At 64.6% G+C, this 15,608-nt stretch carries 16 protein-coding genes; 8 read left to right on the top strand and 8 right to left on the bottom strand.

What is annotated here, in order from left to right; all coding sequences use genetic code 11:
* Position 1: 1 nt before the first annotated feature.
* From ACIPPQ_RS08020 to ACIPPQ_RS08050, 7 genes are all read left to right on the top strand, one after another.
* Entirely contained in the window at positions 2-757 is a 756-nt protein-coding gene (locus ACIPPQ_RS08020) for a glycoside hydrolase family 25 protein (RefSeq protein WP_446543604.1), read from the top strand.
* Positions 754-1,203, top strand: a complete 450-nt coding sequence (locus ACIPPQ_RS08025; RefSeq protein WP_446543605.1) for a cytidine deaminase — start codon at positions 754-756, stop codon at positions 1,201-1,203. The genes ACIPPQ_RS08020 and ACIPPQ_RS08025 overlap by 4 nt, the downstream gene beginning before the upstream one ends.
* Positions 1,204-1,241: 38 nt before the next feature.
* Positions 1,242-1,796 carry a dCTP deaminase gene (gene dcd / locus ACIPPQ_RS08030; protein WP_093512738.1) on the top strand — a complete coding sequence of 185 codons (555 nt, stop codon included), beginning with the start codon at positions 1,242-1,244 and terminating at the stop codon, positions 1,794-1,796.
* Between the two features lie 81 nt (positions 1,797-1,877).
* Positions 1,878-3,599, top strand: coding sequence for a cellulase family glycosylhydrolase (locus ACIPPQ_RS08035; RefSeq protein WP_446543606.1), 1,722 nt, complete (start codon positions 1,878-1,880; stop codon positions 3,597-3,599).
* 72 nt (positions 3,600-3,671) lie between these two features.
* Positions 3,672-4,184: a DoxX family protein gene (locus ACIPPQ_RS08040; protein WP_446543607.1), complete on the top strand. Its 513-nt coding sequence runs from the start codon at positions 3,672-3,674 to the stop codon at positions 4,182-4,184.
* Positions 4,185-4,255: 71 nt separating this feature from the next.
* A complete protein-coding gene (locus ACIPPQ_RS08045; RefSeq protein ID WP_446543608.1) occupies positions 4,256-5,428 on the top strand; it encodes a saccharopine dehydrogenase family protein in 1,173 nt (390 codons plus the stop codon).
* 7 nt (positions 5,429-5,435) lie between these two features.
* Positions 5,436-6,236: an acyl-CoA thioesterase gene (locus ACIPPQ_RS08050; protein ID WP_446543609.1), complete on the top strand. Its 801-nt coding sequence runs from the start codon at positions 5,436-5,438 to the stop codon at positions 6,234-6,236.
* On the opposite strand, the gene ACIPPQ_RS08055 is transcribed toward ACIPPQ_RS08050, so the two are convergent.
* From ACIPPQ_RS08055 to ACIPPQ_RS08080, 6 genes are all read right to left on the bottom strand, one after another.
* Complete coding sequence (locus tag ACIPPQ_RS08055) at positions 6,227-7,573, bottom strand: ATP-binding protein (RefSeq protein ID WP_446543610.1); 1,347 nt, start codon at positions 7,571-7,573, stop codon at positions 6,227-6,229. The two genes, ACIPPQ_RS08050 and ACIPPQ_RS08055, sit on opposite strands and share 10 nt — an antisense overlap.
* Positions 7,570-8,304, bottom strand: coding sequence for a response regulator (locus tag ACIPPQ_RS08060; protein ID WP_446543611.1), 735 nt, complete (start codon positions 8,302-8,304; stop codon positions 7,570-7,572). The genes ACIPPQ_RS08055 and ACIPPQ_RS08060 overlap by 4 nt, the downstream gene beginning before the upstream one ends.
* A 134-nt stretch (positions 8,305-8,438) precedes the next feature.
* On the bottom strand, positions 8,439-9,038 hold the full coding sequence (locus ACIPPQ_RS08065; RefSeq protein ID WP_446543612.1) for an EF-hand domain-containing protein: 600 nt from the start codon (positions 9,036-9,038) through the stop codon (positions 8,439-8,441).
* Positions 9,039-9,173: 135 nt separating this feature from the next.
* Entirely contained in the window at positions 9,174-10,121 is a 948-nt protein-coding gene (locus tag ACIPPQ_RS08070; RefSeq protein ID WP_446543613.1) for an alpha/beta hydrolase, read from the bottom strand.
* 176 nt (positions 10,122-10,297) lie between these two features.
* Complete coding sequence (locus tag ACIPPQ_RS08075) at positions 10,298-10,534, bottom strand: hypothetical protein (protein WP_327450429.1); 237 nt, start codon at positions 10,532-10,534, stop codon at positions 10,298-10,300.
* A 349-nt stretch (positions 10,535-10,883) separates the two neighbouring features.
* The gene (locus tag ACIPPQ_RS08080) at positions 10,884-11,057 is read right to left on the bottom strand and encodes a DUF1328 domain-containing protein (RefSeq protein ID WP_082521313.1); all 174 of its coding nucleotides are present in this window, start codon (positions 11,055-11,057) and stop codon (positions 10,884-10,886) included.
* A gap of 219 nt (positions 11,058-11,276) precedes the next feature.
* Here ACIPPQ_RS08080 and ACIPPQ_RS08085 point away from each other — a divergent pair, with 219 nt between their 5' ends.
* Positions 11,277-11,780 (top strand): FKBP-type peptidyl-prolyl cis-trans isomerase, encoded by a 504-nt coding sequence (locus tag ACIPPQ_RS08085; protein WP_446543614.1) that lies wholly within the window; start codon positions 11,277-11,279, stop codon positions 11,778-11,780.
* A 242-nt stretch (positions 11,781-12,022) separates the two neighbouring features.
* Here ACIPPQ_RS08085 and hsdR read toward each other — a convergent pair whose 3' ends face one another.
* Positions 12,023-14,362: an EcoAI/FtnUII family type I restriction enzme subunit R gene (gene hsdR, locus ACIPPQ_RS08090; protein WP_446543615.1), complete on the bottom strand. Its 2,340-nt coding sequence runs from the start codon at positions 14,360-14,362 to the stop codon at positions 12,023-12,025.
* Complete coding sequence (locus ACIPPQ_RS08095) at positions 14,359-15,606, bottom strand: restriction endonuclease subunit S (protein ID WP_446543975.1); 1,248 nt, start codon at positions 15,604-15,606, stop codon at positions 14,359-14,361. The genes hsdR and ACIPPQ_RS08095 overlap by 4 nt, the downstream gene beginning before the upstream one ends.
* Positions 15,607-15,608: the final 2 nt, after the last annotated feature.

Here is a 15,608-nt window from a genome sequence, read left to right on the forward strand (position 1 = left end):
GATGGCGACGGGGGCAATCAGGGGCGGAAAGGCGGCGAAAACCGCCGGCGCGTGGCGCGCCGCGATCGCGCGCACCCTGCGCCGGATCGGTGCTGCCATCGCCTTGCTCCTTCTCGCCGCGGGCCTTGCGCTCTGGTGGGCGGCACGCTGGATTCCCGACCGCGCGCTCTATCCGACGCAAGGCGTCACGATCGACGCCGGCAATGGCGATGTCCATTGGGGTTCGATCAAGGCGGCCGGCGCCGACTTCGCCTACATCATGGGGACCGACGGCTCGGCGGGCATCGACCCGCAATTCACCCGCAACATGACCGCCGCGCGCGAAGCCGGGGTACAGGCGGGCGCGATCCACCGCTACAGCCTCTGCCAGCTCGCGACCGACCAGGCGGCGAACTTCATCCGCCATGTACCGCGCCGCGCCGATGCACTGCCTGCGGTCGTTTGGCTCGACTATGACGACCGCTGCCCCGACCGGCCGACGCGCGCCTTGCTGCTCTCCGAACTCGCGACCTTCCTTGCGCAGATCGAGGCGCATATGGGCAAGCGCAGCCTGATTGCCCCCGGTCCGGCGTTCGAGAGCGATTACAGGGTGACCGAGGGCATTGCGCGCACCACCTGGCTGCGCCGCGACTTCTTCGAGCCCGATTATGGCGCGCACCCCTGGGCGATGTGGCAGGCAAACAACTATGTTCGCCTGTCGGGCGCCAGCGGCACCGTCGGCTGGAACGTGCTGCGCCCGCAAGGAGAAATGCAATGACCGACACCCGCGACGCCCTGATCGACGCCGCCCGCGACGCGGCGCGCCGCGCCTACGCCCCCTATTCGGGCTTCCACGTCGGCGCGGCGCTGCTCCTGAAAAACGGGGACGTCGTCACCGGCGCCAATGTAGAAAATGCCAGCTATGGCCTCACCCTCTGCGCCGAAACCGCGGCGGTCGCGAAGATCGCCAACGAGGGGTGGATCGGCGAACTCGCCGAGGTCGCGATCGTCGGCGGCCGCCCCGATGGCGACGCGCTGATCGGCAGCGACCCGGTCAACCCGTGCGGCCGCTGCCGCCAGGTTCTCAATGAAGCGGCCGAGCGGTCGAAGACCGACATCCTCGTCCACTGCGCGTCGGGCGACGGCAGCGCGGTCAAGTCCTACAAGCTCAGCGAGCTGCTTCCCGCAGCCTTCGGGCCCAAGGATCTCGGTCTCGTCGACTGACCGCTTGCGCAACCCCCACAGGACCGACAAGAGACACCATGGCCATTCTTTCCGACCGCTGGATTCGCGAAGCCGCCCAGACGCAGGGCATGATCGAACCCTTTGTCGAGGCGCAGCGCCGCGACGGCTGTATCAGCTACGGCCTTTCCTCCTACGGATACGACGCGCGCGTCGCGCCCGAGTTCAAGATTTTCACCAACGTCGATTCGACGATCGTCGACCCCAAGGATTTCGACCCCAAGAATTTCGTCGACCGCGAAACCGACGTCTGCATCATCCCGCCGAACAGTTTTGCCTTGGCGCGCACGGTCGAATATTTCCGCATCCCGCGCGACGTGCTCGTCATCTGCCTCGGCAAGTCGACCTATGCGCGCTGCGGCATCATCGTGAACGTCACCCCGCTCGAACCCGGCTGGGAAGGCCATGTGACGCTCGAATTTTCGAACACCACCCCCCTGCCCGCGAAGATTTACGCGAACGAGGGCGCGTGCCAGTTCCTCTTCCTGCAGGGCAACGAGCCGTGCGAGACGAGCTACGCCGACCGCGCGGGTAAATATATGGGGCAAAAGGGCGTGACGCTGCCCAAGCTTTGATCCCGCAACAGACGCTATCGCGCTTGCCCTGACAGTCAAAATTGATAACGTTCCCATAAATAGCAAAATGGGGATGAGGTCATGAAACTCCGCACCGCCGCGTTCGCGCTAGCCGCGCTATTTTCCTCGACCACTACACACGCCGAAGGCTGGCTGAAAGTCGACGGGACGCAGATCGTCGATGCCTCGGGAAAACCCGTAATCCTGCGCGGCATGGGGCTCGGCGGCTGGATGTTGCAGGAAGGCTATATGCTGAAGCTCGGCGAGGTCGGGCAGCAGCACAGGATTCGCGCGAAGCTGGTCGAACTCGTCGGCGAGGAGCGCACGGCGCAATTCTATCGCGCCTGGCTCGACAATCATACGACCGGGGCCGACATCGCCGCGATGGCGAAATGGGGCTTCAACTCGGTGCGCCTGCCGATCCATTTCGACCAGCTCACCCTGCCCGCCGACAAGGAGCCGAAGGCCGGGGAAGACACATGGCACGAAGAAGGCTTCGCGCGCATCGACCGCCTGCTCGCATGGAGCAAGGCGCACCGCATCTACCTGATCCTCGACCTCCACGCCGCGCCCGGCGGTCAGGGCAACGATCTCGCCATCTCCGACCGCGATCCGGCAAAACCATCGCTGTGGGAAAGCGAAGAGAATCAGCGCAAGACGGTCGCGCTGTGGGGCAAACTCGCCGCGCGCTACAAGGACGAGCCGTGGATCGGCGCCTACGACCTCATCAACGAGCCGAACTGGAGCTTCGCCACGCCCGGCAAGGGTAATGGCTGCGACGAGACCGAGAATAAGGCGGTCTGGAGCCTGCAACAGCGGATCACCGCCGCGATCCGCAAGGTCGACAAGCAGCATATCGTGATCATCGAGGGCAATTGCTGGGGCAATAATTACAAGGGACTGCCGCCCGTGTGGGACGCCAATATGGTGCTGAGCTTTCATAAATACTGGAACCGCAACGACGAAGCGAGCATCGCCGAGATCAAGGCGCTGCGCACCCGCACCAACCGCCCGATCTGGCTCGGCGAGTCGGGCGAGAACAGCAATGGCTGGTATCGCGACGCGATCGCGCTCGTCGAGGGCGACGGCATCGGCTGGAATTTCTGGCCATGGAAGAAAATCGGCTTCAACCAACCGCTCGAAATCGTCGCCGGCGACGGCTGGATGCAGATCGTGGCATGGATGACCGGCAAGGGCCCGAAACCCGGCGCCGACGAAGCCTTCGCCGCCATGATGCAACTCGCAGAGAACACCCGCTTTGACCGGAACATCCCCAAACCCGACGTTATCGATGCAATGCTCCGCCAGCCGCACGACGCGCGCTACAAGCCGTTTGTCGCGCGCGCGCTGGACGCAAAACCGCTGACCATCGCCGCCGCCGATTACGACCTCGGCGCGCCGGGTGTCGCCTACCACGACAGCGTAGACGCCAATTATCACGTCGCGACCGGCGGCGAACGCACGCCGTGGAACAACGGCACGACCTATCGCAACGATGGTGTTGACATCGCGCGCGCCGCGGACGGCACCCCCTATGTCAGCGACTTCGTCACCGGCGAGTTCATGCGCTACAGCGCGAATGTCGCAAAGGCCGGCCGCTGGACCGTCTCCGCGCGCGTCCGCTCGGCAAAAGGCGGCCGCATCGGCATCGACGAGCGCGGCGTCGCGATCCCCGCCGGCGCGGCGTGGCAGGAGGTCAGACTCGCCGATATCGACCTGCCCGCCGGGCCCGGCACCGCAACGCTCCGCGCGCTCGATTGCGGCGGTTGCGAGGTGGCGTCGCTGACCTTCACACCGCGCTAGGCGGAACCCGACCGCCTTCCCGCGCGTCCTGTCTGCACAAGCGGACGGGGCGCGCCAGGGAAAGGAATGCCCATGTCCATGATCGCCGTCTTCATCGGCCGCCTCTTCATCGCGGTGATTTTCGTCGTGTCGGGAATCAACAAGCTGATCCATGTCAGCGACACCAGCGCGATGATTTCCGCCAGCGGCCTGCCCGGCGGGCTCGCCATCCCGGTCGGGCTGTTCGAACTGGTCGCGGGCGTCTGCATCGCGCTCGGAATCGCCGTCCGCCTCGTTTCGATCCTGCTCGCCGGCTTCGTGCTCGCCACGATCCTTTTCTTCCACCGTGAGTTCACCGACCCGGTGCAGGCGATGGCGGCGATGAAGAATCTGGCGATCGCCGGCGGCCTGCTCTGCCTGTTCGGCTATGGCCACACGCGCTGGAGCTACGACGCGCTGCGTGCGCGTCGCCGCGACGAGCTTGCCGCGCACCGCGCACAGCAGCATGCGACCGACGCCGAACTCCGCGCCGCGCGCGCCGAGGGCCGTGCGGAAGCGATCGGAACCCCCGATGTGGTCGAAAAACGTCCCTTCTGGCGCCGTTAGGCCTTCGTGCTTGGCAAGCTTCTCCGCCTGCGCTAGCCTCTCCTTGACGTTTACGTAAAGGGAGGATGGCCATGGCGGGGAACCGCGATCTCGATATCATCGTCTATGGCGCGACCGGCTTCACCGGACGCCTCGTCGCCGAATATCTCGCGCATCACTACAAGGATCGCAAGGATGCGCCCAAATGGGCGATGGCGGGGCGCAGCCTCGACAAGCTCGCCGAGGTGCGCGACCTGATCGGCGCCAGCGAAGAAACACCGCTGATCGTCGCCGACGCGAGCGACCCCGCAAGCCTCGACACGATGGCTGCGAGCACGCAGGTCGTGCTCACCACCGTCGGCCCGTACCAGCTTTACGGCAGCGAACTCGTCGCCGCCTGCGTCCGCGCGGGCACTGCCTATGCCGACCTTTGCGGCGAACCCGGCTGGATGCGCGAGATGATCGACGAACATCAGGACGCCGCAAAAGCGTCGGGTGCGCGCATCACCTTCAGCTGCGGGTTCGACTCGATCCCCTTCGACCTCGGCGTGCTGTTCCTGCAAGCCGAAGCGGTGAAGCGCCACGGCAAGCCCGCGCCGCGCGTCAAGGGCCGCGTCCGCAAGATGGCCGGCGGCGCATCGGGCGGCACGGTCGCCAGCCTCACCGAAACGCTGAAAGCCATCGCGAAAAAGCCGTCGCTCGCGCTGCTGCTCAAATCCTCCTTCGCGCTGACCCCGGGCTTCGAGGGACCGTCGCAACCGACCGGACTGATCCCCGAATATGACAGCGCGACGGGCACATGGACCGCGCCCTTCGTGATGGCGCCGATCAACACCAAGAATGTCCACCGCACCAATTTCCTGCTCGGCCATCGATGGGGCGCGGACCTCGTCTATGACGAGATGGTGATGACGACGATCGGCGACGCCGGAAAGGCGATGGCCGAGGCGATGGCAAAGGCGAACCCGTTCGGCGATGCGCAGCTCAAGCCCGGCGAAGGGCCGAGCAAGGAACAGCGCGAGAATGGTTTTTACGACATCCTCTTCATCGGCGAATATGAGGACGGCACATCGGTGCGCGCCAGCGTCCAGGGTGACCGCGATCCCGGCTATGGCTCGACGTCGAAGATGCTCGCCGAAACGGGTATCGCGCTGCTCGAGAACAAGGGCGAAGGCGGCGTGTGGACGCCGGGCGCATTGCTCGGCGATGCGCTGATCGAACGGCTGACCGCCAACGCCGGACTGACTTTCCAGATCGAGGAATAAGAGACCAATGACGACCTCTCCCAGCGCGCTCGACGCGCTGCTTTCGACGCTGCGCACCGAAGAGGGCGTAGCGAAGGCGCATATCGACGAAGGATGGATGCAGGGCCGCACCGCCTATGGCGGGATCAGCTCGGCGGTCGCGCTCGCGGGCACGATGGCGCTCCACCCGACCGAAACCCCGCTGCGCTATGCGCAGATCAGCTTCGTCGGCCCCGTCGGCGGCGATTGCACGGTCGAGACGCGCGTGTTGCGCCAGTCGAAATCCTCGCTGTTCATCGACGCCGGCGTGTCGAGCGATCAGGGCTTCGGCACCGCTGCGGTCTTCGCCTTTTCGGGCGACCGCAAGAGCCACGTCGACCACAACCGCCTCGCCATGCCCGACGCGCCCGATCCTGAAACGCTCGCGCCGGTTCCCGACCATCACGCGCGGCCCAGCTTCACGCGCCATTTCGACATGCGCCCGACCACCGGCCCGCGCTTCGCGTGGAAAAGCGAGGTCGGCGAATATCTGACCTGGGTGCGCTTCGTCGAAGAACCCGCCTGTCACCCCGCGGTCGCGCTGCTCGCGATGGGCGACGCATTGCCGCCCGCCGCGATGGCGCTGTTCAGCGAATTCGGGCCGATCAGCTCGATGAACTGGACGGTCAACATGCTCACCGGCACGCCCGAAACCGACGACGGCTGGTGGCTCCTGTCGGCGAAGACCGGCTATGCGCGCAACGGCCTGTCGGTGCAGGATATGATGCTTTGGAACCGCGCCGGCGAGCCGGTGCTCAGCGGCAGCCAGGCGATCGCCATCTACGCCTGAACGGGCAGCGCGATCACCGCATCGAGCCCGCCGCCGGCGCGGTTGCTGAGCGTCAGCGCCCCGCCCTCGCCTTCGGCGATCTCGCGCGCGATCGACAGGCCCAACCCGGCGCCGCCGGTCGCGCGGTTGCGCGACTGTTCGCCGCGCGCGAAGGGTTCGACGAGGGTCCGTATCTGTTCGTCGGTCAGGCCCGGCCCGTCGTCGGAAACGATTATCCGCGCGCGCCCTGCCTCGGCTGTCACCGAAAGCCGGCCGCGCTGCCCATAGGCGAGCGCATTGTCGGCGAGGTTGCGCAGCGCGCGTTTGAGCAGCATCGGGCGCACCAGCACCATGACGTCGGCAACGCCGACCGCAGTCACATCCTTGCCGCGTTCCGCATATTCGGCTGCAAGCTCGCCGATCAGTTCGCGAAGCGGGACGCGCTCCTGTGGTTCGGTTCCCGACCCCGACCGCGCGAGCGCCAATATGTCGCTCAGCATCGCGGTCATTTCGTCGATGCTCGCGACCATCTTTTCACGCAGCCGGTCGTCCTCGACGCCCTCGACCCGCACGCGCAGGCTCGCAAGCGGGGTGCGCAGGTCGTGCCCGACCGCGCCGAGCATCCGGTCCTTGTCCGACAGCATGGCGGCGATGCGCGCGCGATAGGCGTTGAACGCGCTGATCAGGTCGCGAACGTCCGACGGCCCTTCCTCATCGAGCGGTGTGGTATCGCGAAGCGCGGGGTTCGCGCGCGCCGCGCGCGTCAGGTCGCGCAGCGGCCGCGCGGCGCGCCAGGCGATCAGCATGACCGGAACCAGAAGCAGGAAATAGAGCGACAGCGTCTGCCAGATCAGGAATCCCTGCAGGCGGTTGCCGCCGCCCGGCATGCGGCTGCGCACGCCGTAAAAGCGCCCGTCGATCTCGGCAACGACGAGCACGGTGCGCCCCGGCAATTGCGTCCGCCCGATACGCGGCGGCTGCGGCAAGGCCCACGCCTGCACGCCTTTCGAAGATATATTCGCCTCGGCCAGCAGATTGCCGACATAGCCCGCGAGGTCGGGAAGCGCGACAGAACGGCCGGGCACCGGCGGCGGCACGGTATCGATCCAGACCTTCGGTTCGTGGCGCGATCGGCGCCGGTCCTTGCGTCGTGCCTCGACGTCGGTTTGCGCGCGCTCCTGCCGGTCCATCGCATCGATGATCCGCGCGACCGCCATGCCGCCGCCATGCGCGAGCGATTGCTGTTTCTGGCCGCGCGCGAGCAGCGCGAAGTTGACCGCCTGCGCGACGAATAGCACCACCGCGACCGCGAAAACCAGCTGGCCGATCAGGCTGCGGGGCCACAGGCGCAGCTTCATGCGGCGGGCCCGATGCGCTTGACTTCGCACGCGAGCGTATAGCCCCCGCCCCACACGGTCTTGACGATCTGCGGATGCGCGGCGTCGACCTCGATCTTCTTGCGCAGGCGGCTGACCAGATTGTCGATCGCACGGTCGAAAATATCGGCCTCGCGTCCGCGCACAAGATCGAGCAGGCGGTCGCGGCTCATCACCTGCCGCGGATGGCGCACCAGCGCGTGGAGCAGGTGATATTCGCCCGACGACAGCGCGACCTCATTGCCCTCGGCATCGACGAGCACCCGCTCGACCTCGCGCAGCACCCAGTCGCCAAAGGCGTAGCAGGTGCCGCCCGGGTCGAGCGCGCGGCCGCCCTGCTGCGTCCGGCGCAGCACGGTGCGGATGCGCGCGACCAGCTCGCGCGGATTGAAGGGTTTGACGACATAATCGTCGGCGCCGATTTCCAGCCCGATGATCCGTTCGGTATCCTCCGCGCGCGCGGTCAGCAGGATCACGGGAATATTGCTCGTCTCGCGCAGATGGCGCGTGAGCGACAGGCCGTCCTCGCCGGGCATCATGATATCGCTGACGACGAGATCGACCGTCTGGGCGCGCAGCACCGAGCGCGCCTCGGCGGCGCTCGCGGCGTCGGTCACCGCAAAGCCCTGCGCGGTCAGATATTCGCCCAGCGGTTCGCGGATCGACGGTTCGTCGTCGATCAGCAGGATGCGGGGCGTGTCGCTATCGGTCATCGGATATCCACATCAAAACTGGTTCGCCCACCGGCCGCGGGGACCGGTGGGCGATAGCTGACAGGGACCGGCCGCAAAGGCAATGCCGGGAGGGGGGATGGCCTGCTTGTAACCGCCGGCCCCTGCCAAATGGCTTATTCGCCGGCGGGCGCCGCCGAGGGCGCACCGCGCTTGGCGCGCCATGCACCGCGCTGCGCCTGACGCTCCTCGGCGGTCACCTGACCATCCTTGTTCGCGTCGGCCGCATCGAAGCGCGCGAGCGCTGCGGTCTGGAATTCGGCCTGGCTGATCGCCTTGTCGCCGTTGGTGTCGGCCTTGCCCGACATCATGCCGCGATGACCGCCGCGCTTGCCGTGATGGCCGCGCATGCCGTCGCGCTTGCCTTCGCCCGCATCGGCGCGCTTGTCACCGCGTTCGGCACGTTTCGCGGCACGGTCGGCACCATGCTGGTCCCATTCGGCCTTGCTGATGCTGCCGTCCTTATTGGCATCGAGACGCTCGAACATCTTCGCCTGCATCTCGGCGTGCCGCGCGGCGCGATCGGCGGCGTCGAGCTTGCCGTCCTTGTTCGCATCCATTTTCGCGAACATCTGCGTCGCATGGGCCTGCGCTTCGGCGCGGGTCAGTACGCCATTGCCGTCGGCATCGCCCTTGGCGCCGCCGCCGGGGGCGGCGAGCACGGGCGCGGCGACCAACGCGGCGCCCAGCGTCAAAAATATGATCTTCTTGTTCACCTGAAGAACTCCTTCATGGGACCTTCTTGGGGGAAAGTTCCGGTCCCGATGAAAGCCTTCTAGGCGCGATTTGTCCCAGCCCCGTGCCGGATGGACGCAAAATTGTCGCAAATTGTCGCAGAAACGCCGCGCCGTTCATTTGGCGGCAAGCGGCACCGGCAGCAAGTGGAGTAGCCCCTTGGTGAAGCCGCGCGGCGCCACCGAGACGTGATCCTCGTCGTTCAGCACATCCCCGCGGATCTGCAGCCCCGGATAGCCGCGCGCCTTGAGCGTGGCGACCAATGCCTCGCTGTCGCCGACCATATCCACCGTCTTGTTGAAACGCGGGTCGGCCGCACGCGCGCCCTCATATTCACCGGTATAGACATAGACGTTCGCGGGCAGGTCGCGGTGCGCGGCGGCATAGGCCTTTTCCAGCGCGAACATGTGCCGCTTGCCGAACCACAGCGACGGGCTTCCGAGGATGTAACCGCTGAACATCCCGGGTTCGGTGAACAATATCTGCGCGCCCAGCAGCGCGCCGTAGGAATGGCCGAGCAGGATCTTCTGCCGCGGGTCGGTGCGATAGCGGCGCGCGACAAAGGGCAGGACGTGATCGCGCAAATAGGTCTGGTACGCCGCACCCCCGCCATGCACCGTGCCAGCGGGCGTGTCGCTCGGGCCATCGGCGGTCGGCGTATAGTCGCGCCGCCGGCTCCGTACCGGATCGTCGTCCTTGGCATAGGATAGCCCGACGAGGATGAAATCCTGCACCTTCGGACCTTCGACGTTGAGCCGCCGCGCAATCTGCCGCACCACCGGAAAAGCATAGTCGGCATCGGTGACATAGAGCACCGGATAGGCGCGCTGTGGATCCTTCGCATAGGATGGCGGCAGGCTGATGAAGACCTGATAGTCGCGCCCCGACACCGGATCGGGCACATCCCACACCTCGCTGCCCAGCAGGGCGTAAGGCTTTCCTTGCCCCTCCTGCGCGACCTGCGCGGCGATCGCCGCACCCTCGCCCTGTCCTGTGACCGCCCCGCTACATCCCCAAAGCAGCGCCACGCCCAGCGCAGCTGCCGTCCGATATCCCCCTGTCATCCCTGTCGAATCTCCATCGCCCGTCCCGGAAGCTCTGCCAATCCGCAATCGGCAGCGGGCTGGCAAGGACGCCGGCCGGACGAACGGCCAGGCCGTTCGGGCAGCGCGGCAGGGCGATAGAAAGCAGCAGGAGGGCAACCCGGAACTCGTCCGACCACCCTCCTGCTCACAGGATATTACGGGCTGACGGGCGCGTCGTCATCGTCGTCGGCGATCAGGATGATCGCACCGACACCGACGAGCAGGCCGAGGAGGCCGATCAGCCAGCTCGAATTGCCTTCGAGGCCGTTTTCACCATCGGTCACCGAAACGGCGCTGGCGCCGCCTGCCGCCGACGCGGCCGAAGCCGCGACAGGGGCCGCGACGACCGAGAGAGCCGCAAGCGATATTGCCGCCTTTTTGAGCATGCGCATGTCATTCTCCATTTGCTGGAACGTCTCCCTACCCGAGCCGAACAACGTGCGGTGCGCCGCGATCGATCCAGCCGGTTCGGGGCGTTCGTCGTGGATGCGCGGCGGGTCAGCCGACGCACGAGCGGTCTCTCGTTCGCCAAGGTACTGAAGCCAGGGAATGCCAGACAGCCACGTCCGCGCGGCTTTTACGCCCCAAAACAGGAGCCGAAACGAGTAAGCCCCGTCGCATTTCTGCGGCGGGGCTCCCTAGACTTCGTCCGAAGACAGAAGTCATATCCACTCTTTCTTTCGATCAAGCAGGTAAGTGAAACGCGGCGGATCGCGGATGGTTCCCGCCGCGCCCGATTTTTTATGTAATCTTGCGCGCCGCCGCCGACCCCAGGATCAGGAACAGCACGACGAGAGCAAGGCCGACGAAAAACAGAATCTTGGCGATCCCGGCCGCAGCGCCGGCGACGCCGCCAAAACCGAGCACCGCGGCGACGAGTGCGATCACCGCGAAGATCAAGGCCCATTTGAACATCTGGAATCTCCTTCAATGCGCGCGGCACCGGCATCGAAAACCAACGGCTTTCGAGGGGGAAGCGACCGATCGCCGCGCCTCAAGTCTCTGATTGTTGCGTACGAAAGCGAAACGACGGACGCGGAGGAAAGTTCCTGCTGCCGGCGGCGGCGCCGACCGATAAGCGCTTGCCAATCGGGTGCGCGATGCGTTTAAGCACGGACGATCGAGGGAGTTTTCATGCACATGTCTTCACACGTCCGGCTGCTCGCCGCGGCCGCCTTTGCCTTTTGCCTGCCTGCCGCCGCCGCGGCGCAGGACGCGGGTGCCTCCCCGACGCAGGGCACCGCTTACCTCAACAAGCAGATGGCGGCGCTCGCCCAGCGCAACGGCGCCGACGGCTGGCGCGTGACGCTGAGCGGGCTGCGCTGGCGCCGGATCGCAGGCGACGGCAGCGGCGCCCGCCCCGGCCCCACCGACGACGTCACCGTCCATTATGTCGGCACCTTTGCCGACGGCGCCGAATTCGACAGCTCGGTGCGCCGCGGCGAGCCCACGACCTTCCCACTCAATCGCGTGATCGACGGCTGGCAGGAAGGCGTCGCGCTGATGGGCGTCGGCGACAAGGTCGAACTCGCGATCCCCTGGCAGCTCGCCTATGGCCCCGACGGCAAGGGCCCGATCCCCGGCGGGGCGACCCTGTTGTTCACGGTCGAATTGCTGGCCGTCACGCCTGCGGGCTGATTTTGGAGAAGCCTGGAGCGGGTAGCGGGGAGTCGGAGGGCGCAGCCGGAGACGGCCAGAGCGAAGCGGCCGCCAATCGAACCCCGCCGGTCCTTGGGTCAGCGATGTCTGATATCGGTGGGGTAGCGGGAACCGCAAAATACCTGATAAATTGCTGTTTTACGCTAATCCAGATCAGTGCGGTTTTCAAATGGCCCCCAAAATGGCCCCCAGAAGCTTTTGCGACCCTGAGTTTGGCAGCGCTATTTCCGGTATAGGTCGCTTTGAAATCCGCTGAAGGTGCGCCGAATATCGGCAACCGTGCCAAGCTTGTCGATGGCGTCCATCGGCGAACCATATTTGAGCTGAAGCAGAGCGGGGAGCTTGTCGCCGTCCAGTTCGCTTTCGCCCACTTCGACATATTGGCTCAGGACGAAATCGATGAACTCTTGCTGCTTGGCCTCATAGCGTGCCAATATCTCACCGCGATTGGCTTCCACCCGTTCCGCGCGTCTCAGCGGCGGCTTCGTGTAGGCGATGTAAGCCAGCACGTCGAACAGATCCATGTCCTGACCATCCACCGCACGGCGGATTTCAGCGAGCGTTTCCCCGACAAAGCCGCGTTCGGCCAGCCCCTCCACCAGCTTGCGCCGGGTATCAGGCTGGCTCCAGAGGCGGCGCAATTCGTCTTCGTCCCGGAATAGTTCTGGCAATTTCCCGAACAGGTCTTCGATGAACTGCCGCGCCGACACCGGCTTCCCATCGACGCTCCAGAACGTCGTCGCGCTGATATGCTGGAAACTGCGCTCTTTCCCGTCTGCCAGTTTGATAACCAACTTGGTCTTAGGAGGCTCCGGCTCTCCAATGACCGGCGGTTCGGGTGGCTCGCCTTCGGGCTTCGGCGGGCGCGGCTCGCCCGGGGGGTCCGGCTCTAGCGGTTCGCCGTCCCACTCGGGATCGTTGAAGTGCTCATAGGCCTTCACGAAATCGAGGATCGTGAAATAATCCTTGCCGTCGAATAGCCGCGTTCCACGCCCGATGATCTGCTTGAACTCGATCATCGAACCCACCGGACGCATCAGCACGATGTTGCGGACGTTGCGCGCATCGACGCCGGTGGACAGCTTCTGTGAGGTCGTCAGGATCGTCGGGATGGTCTTGTCATTGTCCTGAAAGGTGCGCAGCCACTGGTCGCCGATCGCGCCGTCCGACGCAGTGACGCGCACGCAATAATTGGGGTTTGTGCTGGTTTTTACCTGATTGATCAGGTCGCGCACGATCCCGGCATGTTCCTGTGTCGCGCAGAACACGATCGTCTTTTCGCGCTGGTCGATCATGTCCATGAAGGTGCGGACGCGATAGGCCTCGCGCGCACGGATTTCGATCGTACGGTTGAAATCGCCTTCGGTGTAGCGCTTGCCGTCCTCAACCTCGCCCTCGACCACGGCATCGTCGGACGTATAGACATATTCGTCGATCGTCGTGCCGATCTGGCGGACCTTGAACGGCGTCAGATAGCCGTCGTTGATCCCCTCTTTCAGCGAATAGGTGTAAACCGGCTGGCCGAAATAGGCATAGGTGTCGGCGTTGTTCCTGCGCCTGGGCGTGGCGGTCAGGCCGATCTGCACGGCGGGCGCGAAATAGTCGAGAATCGCGCGCCATTCGCTTTCGTCCTTCGCGCCGCCGCGATGGCACTCGTCGATGATGATGCAGTCGAAGAAGTCGGGCGGATAATCGCCGAAGTACGGCGCGGGATCCCCATTCTCATCGGTGCCGCTGGTGAAGGTCTGGAAGATGGTGAAGAAGATGCTGGCGTTCTTCGGCACCGCGCCTTTCTTCCTGATGTCGCCCGGCGTGATCCGCGCGAGCGCGCCGTCGTCGAAAGCAGAAAAGCTGTTGTAGGCCTGATCGGCGAGGATGTTGCGATCGGCGAGGAACAGGATGCGCGGATGGCGTTCGCCGGTCTCCCCGGGCGTCTCGCCGGCCGCTTTCCAGTCGGAGAGGTTCCAGCGAGCATGGAACAGCTTCCACGCGACCTGAAACGCGACGGCGGTCTTGCCGGTGCCGGTGGCGAGCGTCAGCAGGATGCGGTCCCGATTGCCGGCAATCGCCTCCAGCACCCGCTCGATGGCGTTATGCTGATAATAGCGCGGCTCGAAGCGCCCGCCGCCGGTTTCATATGCGACGGCGGCGAAGCGGTCGCGCCAGCGGTTGGCATCGGCAAAGGTGGCGTCCCACAGTTCCTGCGGCGTGGGATAGCGATCGACCAGCGCTTCGGCGCCGGTTGCCATGTCGATGCGGTAAATCTGCCGGCCGTTGCTGGCATAGGCGAAGCGGCATTGGAGGCGAGCGGCATAGTCCTTCGCCTGCCCGACGCCCTCGGTATAGCTTTTGGTCGCCGCCTTGGCTTCGAGCGTCGCCAGCTTGGTGTTGCGATAGACCAGCACATAATCGCAGGACAGCGCGCGGGCGCGCTTGCCCTTGCCCATGATCCGGCCGGGCGCGATCACCTCGCGCCTCGTGCGGCTGCCATCGACCACACCCCAACCGGCCTCGCGCAGCGCGGGGTCGATCAATTCGGCGCGGGTCTCGGCTTCGTTCATGCAGCGATGTTTTCCGACACGGTGGCGGTTAACTCGCCGGTGAAGGCACGGTGCAGGAGGGATGCCTTTAAAGCGGCAAGCGTCTTGATCTTCGCCAACTGAAGCTCGCGCAGGGCTTTAGCCTGCAAACGCACTCCATCGAGACGCTCGACCAAGACGCGCTGATCGCCAGTATTCGGGGGATAGGCTATCCTATTGGCTAAAATCCGCTTCGGCGCAGTATGCCTCACCATCGTACCTGTCGCGGTGTCCCGGATGCGCGATAGTGAGGCTGAAGTCTGCATCGCGTAATAAATTAGACGCGGCTCAATGGAGCTGTCCCGAAAAACAACCTTCCCAATTCGTTGATTGTGTAGGATATTTTCGTCGTCGACAAATGCCGGACGGCCTAAAATTTTCATTTTCGAAGAGAGGTCGGTCATGACGACCGTCAAATCTCCTGCTCTAAATCTAAACGCGGAAGGCGGCGCTCCGTGAACCAAGCGCTTCGTATTGCGAGGCGAGTATGAAATTTCTGCATTCTCAGTGTAATTGCCGGGGGTAAGTACAATGGGTTTGGTTTCATCATCAGAGGCTTCGAAGTCCTCACCTTTGAATGCAAATCCATGCGTGATGTCCATCAGGTCTGACAGAAGACACCGCCGCCAATCTGGGTGCGCCTTTCCAAATGTGGTGTTGAGTTCTGAATCAAATAGCTCATGCGCATTGGCAAGGTTCTTTTCGGCGTTGGCCGTTGCAATAGCAATAGCGGCGAAAACTTCATCCAGCAATGCTACAATCCGTCGCTGTTCTTCGAGGGGTGGCAGAGGGATTTCCAAGGCCTTCAGCGCGTCCGTGCCAACTCGGTGCACTGTCGCCCCTGTTGTGACACTCGCCAGAATGCCCGGTTCTGACGCTCTCAGAAAGTAGAACAGATAGCGAGCATCCAGCTTCTTGCCGGGGATGATTGCTTTGATGTCCTGATTGATCGCCACCTCTCTGCCGGTAAGGGCCACGGGAAATTTGCGCGCAAGAATACCGGAGCGCACGACGCACAAGATTGACTGGGTGGGAACAAGGTTGGTCGCGCTCTTCCGAACGGCTTCAGCAGTAATCTTGTCTTCTGCGGTCGTGACCTCGTCTACCCACATGTCCTTGGGTGAAACCCAAGGTATGTCGCCGTTCCAAAAAGACGCCTGCGATTTCGACGGAGTCCCACCGCCGCAAAACCGAGCCACCGCGCCAAGGGCCGCAACCTCTGTCATGG

The organism is Sphingopyxis sp. LARHCG72, assembly GCF_052871675.1.

Excerpts from the sequence above, each read along its gene's own strand:
- ACIPPQ_RS08020 (WP_446543604.1), top strand. The coding sequence starts at position 2 with ATGGCGACGGGGGCAATCAGGGGCGGAAAGGCGGCGAAAACCGCCGGC.
- ACIPPQ_RS08025 (WP_446543605.1), top strand. The coding sequence starts at position 754 with ATGACCGACACCCGCGACGCCCTGATCGACGCCGCCCGCGACGCGGCG.
- dcd (WP_093512738.1), top strand. The coding sequence starts at position 1,242 with ATGGCCATTCTTTCCGACCGCTGGATTCGCGAAGCCGCCCAGACGCAG.
- ACIPPQ_RS08035 (WP_446543606.1), top strand. The coding sequence starts at position 1,878 with ATGAAACTCCGCACCGCCGCGTTCGCGCTAGCCGCGCTATTTTCCTCG.
- ACIPPQ_RS08040 (WP_446543607.1), top strand. The coding sequence starts at position 3,672 with ATGTCCATGATCGCCGTCTTCATCGGCCGCCTCTTCATCGCGGTGATT.
- ACIPPQ_RS08045 (WP_446543608.1), top strand. The coding sequence starts at position 4,256 with ATGGCGGGGAACCGCGATCTCGATATCATCGTCTATGGCGCGACCGGC.
- ACIPPQ_RS08050 (WP_446543609.1), top strand. The coding sequence starts at position 5,436 with ATGACGACCTCTCCCAGCGCGCTCGACGCGCTGCTTTCGACGCTGCGC.
- ACIPPQ_RS08055 (WP_446543610.1), bottom strand. The coding sequence starts at position 7,573 with ATGAAGCTGCGCCTGTGGCCCCGCAGCCTGATCGGCCAGCTGGTTTTC.
- ACIPPQ_RS08060 (WP_446543611.1), bottom strand. The coding sequence starts at position 8,304 with ATGACCGATAGCGACACGCCCCGCATCCTGCTGATCGACGACGAACCG.
- ACIPPQ_RS08070 (WP_446543613.1), bottom strand. The coding sequence starts at position 10,121 with ATGACAGGGGGATATCGGACGGCAGCTGCGCTGGGCGTGGCGCTGCTT.
- ACIPPQ_RS08075 (WP_327450429.1), bottom strand. The coding sequence starts at position 10,534 with ATGCGCATGCTCAAAAAGGCGGCAATATCGCTTGCGGCTCTCTCGGTC.
- ACIPPQ_RS08080 (WP_082521313.1), bottom strand. The coding sequence starts at position 11,057 with ATGTTCAAATGGGCCTTGATCTTCGCGGTGATCGCACTCGTCGCCGCG.
- ACIPPQ_RS08085 (WP_446543614.1), top strand. The coding sequence starts at position 11,277 with ATGCACATGTCTTCACACGTCCGGCTGCTCGCCGCGGCCGCCTTTGCC.
- hsdR (WP_446543615.1), bottom strand. The coding sequence starts at position 14,362 with ATGAACGAAGCCGAGACCCGCGCCGAATTGATCGACCCCGCGCTGCGC.
- ACIPPQ_RS08095 (WP_446543975.1), bottom strand. The coding sequence starts at position 15,606 with ATGACAGAGGTTGCGGCCCTTGGCGCGGTGGCTCGGTTTTGCGGCGGT.